The sequence below is a fragment of the Gammaproteobacteria bacterium genome, assembly GCA_013696315.1.
Taxonomy (GTDB): Bacteria; Pseudomonadota; Gammaproteobacteria; order JACCYU01; family JACCYU01; genus JACCYU01.
Genome location: JACCYU010000057.1, coordinates 1 through 10,069 on the forward strand (window position 1 = coordinate 1; position 10,069 = coordinate 10,069).

A 10,069-nucleotide genomic window follows, 5' to 3' on the forward strand; every position below is an offset into this window, starting at 1 on the left:
TCCCCACCATAGGTCTCACCCATGACCTTGGTCAACGCCGCCGTCAAGGTGGTCTTGCCATGATCCACATGACCAATCGTCCCTACATTGATGTGCGGCTTGCTGCGCTCGTATTTGGCCTTGGACATCTCAAAAACTCCGGTACCGATTATTCTTAACCTGTCTGCTGGTTAGCTACTTCAAAACACTGCTTGCTGATTGCGCTGGAGCCCATAACCGGAATCGAACCGGTGACCTCTTCCTTACCAAGGAAGTGCTCTACCGACTGAGCTATATGGGCCTGCTAATCTTCTGCGCAGGCATCCATGCCGAAACGGTTCAGCTTTGGTCAACACCGGCCCCGACATCCGTGTCGGTGCGCTTGCCGGGAAATTGATTCACTGGATCAATTTCTTCTCCCGGCCCGCCCGACTGAGCTATATGGGCCTGCTAGTCTTCTGCGCAGGCATCCATGCCGAAACCGTTCAACTTTGGTCAACACCGGCCCCGACATCCGTGTCGGTGCGCGCGTTGCGTGAGCGCCCATGCCAACACTATCAACATCGACTTACGCCGACTCACGTTTGTTCAAGACATCTGGAGCGGGTGAGCGGGTTCGAACCGCCATCATCAGCTTGGAAGGCTGAGGTTCTACCATTGAACTACACCCGCCGAATTCAACCCTCTCTACGATGCAGTTGCGTCACTTACATCCCTATAGCAATGGCTTAGCCTAGTCGTCCTGGCTGGTTGTTCGCTCGTTCGCTGGACAGTTGGCCGCTGCTCACCTATAAACTAAATGCGCAACGCCCAAATTGAATCAAGTTGGTGGAGGGGGGAGGATTCGAACCTCCGAAGGCTGAGCCAGCAGATTTACAGTCTGCCCCCTTTGGCCGCTCGGGAACCCCTCCGACTGACTCCGCCCGCCGATGACGCTTCCGCAGGAATCCGTGTACGCGCTTGACACGACACTCATTTTTCGGTGCGCCCGTACCCGCGTGCCTGTTGCCCAAGAGCCACAAGCACGGATGTTACCTGCCGGAAATAAAGCGCGCAATTGTGTGCCAAGTTTACAGTCTTGTCAATAAAAGATGCATGGCTTTAAGACGTTGACCAGTGCGGCAGGAGCGACTTGCCTGAACGGAATTATCGATGGGCACCATAGCACAATCGCACCCCGTGGGCGCGGCTACGAAAAGGGCAATCCAGGCTGATTCACCGAAAATCAGGCATGTAAAAATTCTGTCGGTGCGCGATAATGCCCCGCGCAACGCGCCAATGAGAAAATCGCCGTTAGCTCCGCGCATCGCAACTCACGTACAGGGGGAGAACACAAAAGATGAACGTTACGATTTATGGATCGGGCTACGTCGGCCTCGTTACCGGGGCATGCCTTGCGAATGTGGGCAATCACATCCTCTGCGTCGACGTGGACGCCGTCAAGATCGAGCGCCTGAGCCGCGGCGAGATTCCAATCTACGAGCCCGGTCTCGAAGACATGGTGCGGGACAATGTCGAGGCGGGGCGTCTGTCGTTCACCCTGGATCCCGAACGCGGCGTCAAACACGGGCTTTTTCAGTTCATCGCGGTCGGCACGCCGGCGGACGAGGACGGCTCCGCCGATCTGCGCCATGTGCTGAATGTAGCGCGCAGCATCGGCAAACATCTGGACGATTACCGCATCGTCGTCAACAAATCGACCGTGCCGGTGGGCACGGCCGACCGGGTGCGCGACACCATACAGAAAGCGCTGGCCGCGCGCGGCGCCAGAGTCGAATTCGATGTCGTATCCAATCCGGAATTTCTGAAAGAGGGCGCCGCGATCGAGGACTTCATCAAACCCGACCGCATTGTCATCGGCACCGACAACCCGCGCACCGGCGAACTCATGCGCGCGCTTTATGCCCCGTTCAACCGCAGCCACGACCGGGCGCTGGTAATGGATCAACGCTCCGCTGAGCTGACCAAATACGCCGCCAACGCGATGCTGGCGACCAAGATCAGCTTCATGAACGAGCTTGCCAACATGGCGGAAAAACTGGGCGCCGACATCGAGCGCGTACGCCGCGGCATCGGCGCCGACCCGCGCATCGGGTATTCCTTTATCTATCCCGGCTGCGGCTACGGCGGCTCCTGCTTCCCGAAAGACGTGCAGGCGCTGGGGCACATGGCCCGCGAAATCGGTTATCGCGCGGACCTGCTGCACGCGGTCGAAGCGGTGAACACAAGGCAGAAGCTGCGCCTGTTCGAAAAGATGCATGCACATTTTGACGGTCAACTTGCAGGCAAGACCATCGCGCTATGGGGGCTCGCCTTCAAGCCCAACACAGACGACATGCGCGAATCGTCCAGCCGCAGTCTGATGGACGCCTTGTGGAGCGCGGGCGCCAGGGTTCGCGCCTACGATCCGGTAGCGATGGACGAGTGCCAGCGAATATACGGTGAGCGCGACGACTTAGAACTTTGCGAGCAGGCCGAGGAGGCGCTGGAAGGCGCGGACGCGCTCGCTATCGTCACCGAATGGAATCAGTTTCGCAGCCCGAATTTCGACGTCATTAAAAAGCGGCTGAAGCAGCCCGCGGTGTTCGACGGCCGTAATCTGTACGACCCCGACATGATGCAGAAACTGGGCTTTAACTACTATGCAATTGGCCGCGGGCAGCGGCCTGGCGGCGCGTCGGCGGCGGCAACGCTTCTGACCTGAACGCTGCATCAAACGGCGGCGATTGCGCCCTGCCGCAGAGGGGTTTTACCGCGACTATTTCACCGTCGCGCCGGGCGGTGGTCCGCATTCGGCTTTGATCGCCCTGGCCCAGGTATCCGCCATCTTCGCGTAACCGCTTGCACTGGGATGCATCGGGTCACTCAAATCCGCCGGATATTTGAGCGCCGCCTGTTGATTGACCATGCGGACGCGGTCCGGATACGCGGGATTGATCGGATTTCCCATGCGATCCTTCGCCATCGACTGCACCTGATTGTTAAACGCCGCGATACGCGGGTCACTGGGATAGCGATCGATCACGCGCGCCAGCAACACCCGCACCTGCGCGCCGTGATCGCGCTCCCAGCGGTCGATCTCGTTCAGCACCATTTCCACATCGTCCACCGATGCCGTGCGCAGATTCTCCGAGCCCATGTGCAGCAGCACGAAATCGGCCGGATTCTGCTCCAGCCACGCATAAACCCCGGTGTTTGGATAATTGAGATCTTTTGCCTGCGATCCCCTCGCCAACTCGCGTACGCTGCGCAGCAAATGCGCCTCACTCTGATAATCGAAGCCCGCGACACCCGCGCCCAGCGACTGCGAACCGACAAAGTCCATCCGGTAACCGGCGGCGTTAAGTTTCTGCTGCAAGGGTTTTCGGTAGCCGACGCGCGTCTCCGGCACCGGCAATTGCGCCGCGCCCTGCATCACGCCGGCAGTGATCGCGCCGCCCAGCGGCATGACTCGCGGGTTGATGATGACAGTGACTTCGCCGGTGAGCGTCTTGCCATCGGCGCTGTGGGTTTTGTACCTGAACGAATCGCTGCCTCTGGCGTTGACCTTGGACGGTGTGTACGTAAATGTTCCGGACGTGCCGTCGATCAGCGTGGCCGTGCCCTTTTTGCCGCTGGTGATGAGCGCGTATTGCTGTGGTGTTTGCGCGGCCGTTGCGCGTTGCGCGCCGCTGCCGAGACTCGCGGTCAGCGTCTGCGCGCCTGTAGTAGTCCAGCAGCTCGCCGCGGCAATTGTTGACGCTCCGACCGTGATCGTCACGGTAGCCGCGTTCGAGGTTGCGCCGGCATCGTCCTGGACCACGTACTGAAAGCTGTCGGTGCCCGCAAAACCCGGGCTCGGGCTATAAGTCACCGCGCCAAAGCCGTTGTTAACTGCCGAACCACTTAGCGGAGAAATCGTAATCGTGACAGTGCCAGCGACAATCGTACCATCCGGATCTGTGTCGTTGGCTATAACCGGAACATCCACAGGCGTATCCAGTGGTGTGCTGGCGGCATCGGCAACCGCCACGGGCGCCTCATTAGCTGCCGTAATGATAATGCTGACCGTTGCGGTATTGGAAAGATTGCCACTTTCATCGCGCGCACGGTAAGCGAAGGTGTCGGACACGGTATTGGTGCCATCGTGAACATACGTCACCGCACCACCTGGACCCAGGGTGAGGCTGCCATTTGCAACGTCTCGAACCAGTTCGGCTATAAGTAACGCGCTGTCGGCGTCGGTGTCATTAGCCAGCACGCCCGCCACTGGTCCCGTAACCAGGGTTCCTCCCACAGCCACGGAGTAAGCATCGTTCACCGCCACGGGCGCATTGCTGGCTTGGCGCACCGTGATCGTAATGGAATCGACGGCCGTCGCGCCGGCGCTGTCGGCGACCGTAAGCTGAAACGTCAGGAGCCGCTGGATTAAAACCTGAGGCGCGGTGAAGCTGGGCGAGGCAGTGGTGGCGCCGGCCAGAGTGACCGGCGGGCCCGCATCCGTCTGCACCCACTGAAATCTGAGCGGATTACCTTCGGGATCGGTGCTACCCCTGCCATTCAGTGTCACGGGCTGACCTTCCGTAACGGACTGGTTCACCCCCGCATTAGCCGTCGGCGGCGCATTGGGCCTGATAGACACAGTAATTGAATCCGTGTCAGCAGCGTCCAGGCTATCGGTGACCGTGAGCTCGAACGTGAGCGCGCGCGGTGTCGAAACTTGCGGCGCTACGAAGCTGGGCGTAGCGGTGGTGGCTCCGGCCAGAGTAACTGGCCGGCCGCCGTCCGTCTGCACCCACTGAAATCGGAGGGGTTCGCCATCCGGATCGGTGCTGCGCGCACCATCAAGCGTCACGCGCTGACCTTCCGTCTCGGACTGATTCGCGCCGGCATTGGCTACCGGAGGCTCATCGGCCGTGATCGTCACGGTATCGGTGGCGCGTCCACCGTCATCGTCGGTTACCGTCAACCGAATGGTAAAGCGGTCGCCCGACTGAGCCGTGGGCGACAGCGTAAATCTGGGGGTGGGGCCCGTCAGCGTTTCTTGCGTGCCGGTAATTTGCCATAAAAACGTCGCGATCCTGCCGTCAGTGTCCGCACTGGCGCCGCCTCGCAGCATGACCTCGCCGCCCACCGTGGCGCGCCTGCTGGCACCGGCTTCGGCAGTCGGCTTGTCGTTGATGGTGATTTCCACTGTGGCGGAATTGTCCGTCCCGAACTCATCGACCGTGGTCAGGGTAAATTCGAGAATGGCGCGTTGCGTGACGGGCGGAGCGGCAAAACTCGCGATCGCGGTCGTCGCGTTCTGAAGTTCAATGGCTGGCGCGCCGCCGCTCTGCCTCCACTGGAACGCGGCGATACTGCCCACGTCCACCAGGCTGGACGCATCCAGCAACACGCGCGATGCTTCCTGCACCGTGCGATCCGGGCCCGCGCTGGCCGGTGGCGGCGCCTGCGATCCGCCCGAATCCACAAATCCGCATGCTGGCAGCACCGCCACCAGCAGTAACACCAGAACACCCCGAAACGAGAACAGCATGTCAGCACGCATGAGGCACATCCGTTATCTGTGCGGCAGCTGGTTTATTCCAGACCCCGTTCACGCCATGATCCGATGAGGATCACCGGCGCGATGCGCCAGTGGCAATAGCGGCGCACGTGGCACGAGTGCTGGAAAGCAGGCCTGATTATATTTCGGAAGTATGTATCTATTGAAAATGAGCCTATACTAATTCCAAAGGCTAGCGCACTGGGTGGCAGTTCGGGCTCTTCGCCCTGAGGGAACTTACCCTCTCCCACTACTTAGGCCGCTGGCCTTTTCAGCGCATGTCTAAGCACCCCGATCCTTCTTCTTTTCCGGCTTAGGCCATCCTTCCTCCGGACGCTTCTTGGTTAAGGCATCTTTAACGGCCTTATCCCAAGGTTTGTTTATCTTCACGCGAGCAGGCTCGGGACCACGGCTGCTTGCTCTATCTTCGGTTGGTTTCACCATACTATCTACCTCAGAGATACATTAAGATAGTTTCGTACTATCCCCTGTTGGACTTCGTCAAAAAAGAGTGTTATAAGCCTCTAACACTTTACCAGGATCGCTAGCTATGCCGTTCTCGTCGCAAACCATCAATGAATTGAGGGGTGAGGCTGAAGCTCTTCGGAAAGATTTGACTGACCTTCAGTCTCAGGCCGAAAAAATCAGAAGCCGCCTTGCGGCGATTGAGGAAGTTCTCTCGGACGATGTAGCTGACACTGTAAGTGCTAAGCATTTTCAGTGGACGTTTTTGAATACCGACGAACCACGGCTGGCTGATCTGCCGTTCCGCCAAGCGATACGACGTATCCTGAGGGATACCGACCGCCCTCTGAAGGTGGCAGAGATTCGCGCCATCCTCGAGCGAAACAAGGTTACTCCAGACGGCAAGACCGGTCTGTCGGCGCGCGTTTCCAATGAACTTTACAAAATGAAGACGGCTAATTACGTGCAGCACAATAATGGAGCCTTCTCTATACCTCGCGAGCTGACTACCACAAGTAGTCAGACAACCAACAATGCCGAGCATGCTCAATAGGAAACAGCCATGTTTTTAGACTGAGGTTGGGTAGGCAGCCCACATCAAGCAAAGAAAAGGGGAAGACCCCTGGTAAGAGAATTCCCCTCGACTTTGACCCTAACGGCCATCTTTACATAGTCCAGAGCGTGGAAACGAACTAAACTACGGTCTTAAGTTTAGCCAAATCCACGTTGCTTTGCACGATAATTAATTGTGCGGGTGTGGTGAAATTGGCATACACAGCGGCTTTGGGAGCCGCCGGCCTTTTACCCTCAGATGCTTTGATGGCTTCCGTAACCCTGGTGCCATCTTCTAAGCTGCGATGGTTGTACCGGAACTCGTACTCTGCCATGTACCGGTGCAGATGTTGCCTGCTGACCGCGTGGTAAATACCGTTCAAACCTCGCTTCACAACTGCGAAAAAAGATTCAACTGTATTTGAGTGAATATCGCCACGAACGTATTCTTTAACACTGTGACAAGCAGTCTCATGCCCGCCCGCGTACTCGGAGCCAATACCTTTGTAGGAAGAGTTGTCGTCTGTGATGATCCGAGCATCCGTATGAACCATCTCCCGGATCACGCCCTTCAATGTTTTGCTGGTAACGTCTGCCACTGGTCGCGTCCGGACTTTGCCGCCGCGCTCAACTAGTGCCATAACAGCTTGTTTGCTAGTTCCACGCCCACGCTTACTTAAGCCCTTGTAACGCGGCTTGCCGCCAACATAGGTTTCGTCTACTTCAACGTCACCGTTCAATGGTTCGCTGCACGAGTCAGCCATTGCAAAGCGGATGCGGTGAAGCATGAATAGAGCCGACTTGTAAGACACGCCAGTCTGACGGTGAATCTCCAATGCGCTTACGCCCTTTTTACTAGTAGACGCGCGCCAGAATCCAAAGCACCAATGGCGTAATGGAATGCGGCTATCCTCGAACACTGTGCCCATGCGCACCGTATATACCTTGCCGCAACCCCGGCAGCGCCAGCGGAAGTCTTTGTTGCGCTCGCCTGTCTTGCGGTCACACATCTTGTAAACGGCCGTATCGCCGCACTCCGGGCAAGCCGGATGATCCCCCCACCGCTGTTTTTCCATGAACTCGACAGCGGCATGCTCATTCGCACAAGCTAATGGTATGTCATTAAGAACTGGGTCATTCTTAGTCGAGCGATTCTGTACTTTGCTTTTCATAACTAATATGATACTTGATGAAAGAGATATAGTCAAGTATCATATTAGTTATTAGTAATCCATTTCCCGCAAAAGGACTGATTTAGCTACTTCAATTAAGGAAACGCCCTGCGACATAGATAGTCCAGACTGAAGAAAGCCAACGTTATATTGCCCATCCCTATCATCTAAAAAGATCACTATGGCTTTCGTCGGCTCCCTAATCTTTCTCTTAACTTAACTTCAGACGGTGCATCGTCTAACATCTGCTCCACGTTCCACCTTGCCCCGTCCCCGGTATGGTGGCTCAATTGTGCAATTTTGTCATTCATTAGGAACCTTATATATGGGCAATTATGTACTAGACGGGACAACCTTAGAAGTGCAACATCGCCCGTACGCCCTTACAACGCTATGGGACATGCTGAGGTTTAACGCGCATTCGTACGTAAGTACGCTCAACCGGATTGGAGAGCTTTACGGTTCTGTTCGTGCGTTCCGTGATGTAGGACATACCGGAACTCCAATACCGGAACATATTCGCCTATAGGTTGCGGAGAATCTGGCTGTCTTAAGACGTGAGCTTATTAGAATGAGCTTACGAATGTCGGTAATGTCTGTTGGTAGGCTCATCGAAAAAACAGAAGATACGCTGGTAGTCGATCAAGAGCTGCTATCTTTGATAGACGAATTGCGTTATCGAGTTGAGGATGAATTGGAGTCACGCCATTTTCTTTCTCTTTCTGATGAAGAAGCGCCTTACTACAGTCCGTCTGCACCGCTCTTCGGTGACGAGGTGCAAGACAAGCTCGGTGAGCTGCAATTTGATATTGAAGAGGCAGGTAAGTGTTTAGCTCTCAATCGTCATACCGCGTGCGTGTTCCATCTTATGCGAATAATAGAGCGCGTCGTGCAGTTAGTTGGTGGCAAGTTGGGCGTCGAATCGCCTAATGAAAAGGAATGGAACGCAATAGTTTGTCAGACGCGCAGCAAGGTAAATGGTATGGCAAAAAACGATCCTCAGCGGGATCAGTATGCGGCAATTCTTAATCATCTTGATGGCGTCAGGATGGCGTGGAGAAACCCGACCATGCATGTAAGAGGAAAATACACTGGAGAGGAAGCAGAGGACATCTTTAGCCATGTTCGATCATTCATGCGTGAACTCGTTAAGGTGATTTAATGTGAGTGATGAAGCTAGCCTTTTAGCCGCCTTCAAGCCCGCCACCCATCGCGGCACTACCGCTGTAGACCATGAGGTTGAAGGCGGCAAAATTGGAATCAGCTTCGACACGGACGATGGTGTTGTGCGTCTTAAGTTGCCAGTCGAGTCGGCGCGTCATGTGGCCGACACGATAAAGCTTTATCTGGATTTGCAGGCGCGTAATGAGAATGGAGAGTCTTGGAAACTGACGCTCAATGACGCTCTTTGCTCTCTGGTCTTCCAGTGTCCAGCTTGCGTTTGTAAGCGTACAGAATGTCCGCGATGCCACGCAGTTTATCAGGCAGAGCGACCATCGTTTCGTCCAGACGGGCGCTTAAATCATCCCGTATCTGAGGATGGGCGGACAAGGTTGCCATGAGACAGCCCATCGCTATGTCGAGCGCAATGGCCGTGGCTTGGAACTTATGTTCGATTTGATCAGTCATGAGGAGCCTCCTATGAGGCTTGCGAGTGTAGGAAACGCAACCGTAACACAGGAGGCCACTCATTTTAGTGCCGTAAGAGCTGTGCAACCCACCCCTCACTTTTATAGAAGCAGGTTCTGCTGACATGGCTGAAGAAGACTCTCAAGAAAAGCAGGATGAAAAGCTGTTTGAAGAAACGCTAATGCGGATGCTTAAGACGCCGCCTAAGCCGCATAAGAAGAAGGTTAAGGCGCCTAAAACGACGATAACGTGTCACCCGGACTTTAGAATGCTTGAGCGAACATCAGTCCCTGACGAGTTGCAATCCGGCATCGTCGGAGCCGGTGACATCTATATTGATGTCTTCAGCGCCGCGAGTGATGACAACATCACCGCCCGGCGGAATGCTGCTAGTGACGATTGTACCCCCCCGCGGTACGGACAACAACTGAAAAGCTGCTCGCAGTTCGATTCTGAAGATGTAATCGTTCCCCCGGTTGCAAGTGCGGATGTAACGTCTGTTGATACATGTATATTTAGTCAGAGTCACGCTTGTTCGTTAGTCGGCCGATAGGTTAAGCGCTTGCCGGTGATGCCTTGTAAGGCAATCAGTGCACGTGCAGCGTCGTCTATGCCGAACCTTACACGGTTGTTATATCGGAAGTCGAACTCACCGACATAACGCTTTAGGTGCTGTTTGCCGCAGTGCTGGTAAACGCCAGTCATGCCGCGCTTAAGCACGGAAAAGTAGTTTTCGATGGTGTTG

Annotated in this window: 10 protein-coding genes and 3 tRNA genes; 4 read left to right on the forward strand and 9 right to left on the reverse strand. The window is 55.7% G+C overall.

Annotated elements, in window-relative coordinates; translation table 11 throughout:
- The 4 genes from tuf to H0V34_03315 form a co-directional block, all read right to left on the reverse strand.
- A partial coding sequence (tuf, locus tag H0V34_03300; protein ID MBA2490763.1) for an elongation factor Tu occupies positions 1–128 on the reverse strand: 128 nt, incomplete at its 3' end.
- Between the two features lie 76 nt (positions 129–204).
- Positions 205–280 (reverse strand) — tRNA-Thr (locus H0V34_03305).
- A 297-nt stretch (positions 281–577) separates the two neighbouring features.
- Positions 578–651: transfer RNA gene (locus H0V34_03310), tRNA-Gly, on the reverse strand.
- A gap of 154 nt (positions 652–805) precedes the next feature.
- A tRNA-Tyr gene (locus H0V34_03315) sits at positions 806–890 on the reverse strand.
- A 428-nt stretch (positions 891–1,318) separates the two neighbouring features.
- Here H0V34_03315 and H0V34_03320 point away from each other — a divergent pair.
- Positions 1,319–2,683, forward strand: a complete 1,365-nt coding sequence (locus tag H0V34_03320; protein MBA2490764.1) for a UDP-glucose/GDP-mannose dehydrogenase family protein — start codon at positions 1,319–1,321, stop codon at positions 2,681–2,683.
- 54 nt (positions 2,684–2,737) lie between these two features.
- Here H0V34_03320 and H0V34_03325 read toward each other — a convergent pair whose 3' ends face one another.
- The gene (locus tag H0V34_03325; protein MBA2490765.1) at positions 2,738–5,509 is read right to left on the reverse strand and encodes a tandem-95 repeat protein; all 2,772 of its coding nucleotides are present in this window, start codon (positions 5,507–5,509) and stop codon (positions 2,738–2,740) included.
- A 547-nt stretch (positions 5,510–6,056) separates the two neighbouring features.
- Here H0V34_03325 and H0V34_03330 point away from each other — a divergent pair.
- Positions 6,057–6,524 (forward strand): hypothetical protein, encoded by a 468-nt coding sequence (locus H0V34_03330; GenBank protein ID MBA2490766.1) that lies wholly within the window; start codon positions 6,057–6,059, stop codon positions 6,522–6,524.
- A 139-nt stretch (positions 6,525–6,663) separates the two neighbouring features.
- Here the strand turns inward: H0V34_03330 and H0V34_03335 are convergent, their stop codons facing one another.
- Positions 6,664–7,695, reverse strand: a complete 1,032-nt coding sequence (locus H0V34_03335) for an IS1595 family transposase (protein ID MBA2490767.1) — start codon at positions 7,693–7,695, stop codon at positions 6,664–6,666.
- A gap of 592 nt (positions 7,696–8,287) precedes the next feature.
- Here H0V34_03335 and H0V34_03340 point away from each other — a divergent pair.
- Positions 8,288–8,857 (forward strand): hypothetical protein, encoded by a 570-nt coding sequence (locus H0V34_03340; protein MBA2490768.1) that lies wholly within the window; start codon positions 8,288–8,290, stop codon positions 8,855–8,857.
- A gap of 22 nt (positions 8,858–8,879) precedes the next feature.
- On the opposite strand, the gene H0V34_03345 is transcribed toward H0V34_03340, so the two are convergent.
- Positions 8,880–9,017 carry a hypothetical protein gene (locus tag H0V34_03345; protein ID MBA2490769.1) on the reverse strand — a complete coding sequence of 46 codons (138 nt, stop codon included), beginning with the start codon at positions 9,015–9,017 and terminating at the stop codon, positions 8,880–8,882.
- 73 nt (positions 9,018–9,090) lie between these two features.
- A complete protein-coding gene (locus H0V34_03350) occupies positions 9,091–9,324 on the reverse strand; it encodes a hypothetical protein (GenBank protein MBA2490770.1) in 234 nt (77 codons plus the stop codon).
- A 124-nt stretch (positions 9,325–9,448) separates the two neighbouring features.
- Here H0V34_03350 and H0V34_03355 point away from each other — a divergent pair, with 124 nt between their 5' ends.
- On the forward strand, positions 9,449–9,877 hold the full coding sequence (locus H0V34_03355) for a hypothetical protein (protein ID MBA2490771.1): 429 nt from the start codon (positions 9,449–9,451) through the stop codon (positions 9,875–9,877).
- Here H0V34_03355 and H0V34_03360 read toward each other — a convergent pair.
- Positions 9,850–10,069: transposase (locus tag H0V34_03360; protein ID MBA2490772.1), on the reverse strand; the 220-nt coding region annotated here is incomplete at its 5' end. The two genes, H0V34_03355 and H0V34_03360, sit on opposite strands and share 28 nt — an antisense overlap.

Excerpts from the sequence above, each read along its gene's own strand:
- H0V34_03350 (MBA2490770.1), bottom strand. The coding sequence starts at position 9,324 with ATGACTGATCAAATCGAACATAAGTTCCAAGCCACGGCCATTGCGCTC.
- H0V34_03330 (MBA2490766.1), top strand. The coding sequence starts at position 6,057 with ATGCCGTTCTCGTCGCAAACCATCAATGAATTGAGGGGTGAGGCTGAA.
- H0V34_03325 (MBA2490765.1), bottom strand. The coding sequence starts at position 5,509 with ATGCGTGCTGACATGCTGTTCTCGTTTCGGGGTGTTCTGGTGTTACTG.
- H0V34_03355 (MBA2490771.1), top strand. The coding sequence starts at position 9,449 with ATGGCTGAAGAAGACTCTCAAGAAAAGCAGGATGAAAAGCTGTTTGAA.
- H0V34_03345 (MBA2490769.1), bottom strand. The coding sequence starts at position 9,017 with ATGACGCGCCGACTCGACTGGCAACTTAAGACGCACAACACCATCGTC.
- H0V34_03340 (MBA2490768.1), top strand. The coding sequence starts at position 8,288 with ATGTCTGTTGGTAGGCTCATCGAAAAAACAGAAGATACGCTGGTAGTC.
- H0V34_03320 (MBA2490764.1), top strand. The coding sequence starts at position 1,319 with ATGAACGTTACGATTTATGGATCGGGCTACGTCGGCCTCGTTACCGGG.
- H0V34_03335 (MBA2490767.1), bottom strand. The coding sequence starts at position 7,695 with ATGAAAAGCAAAGTACAGAATCGCTCGACTAAGAATGACCCAGTTCTT.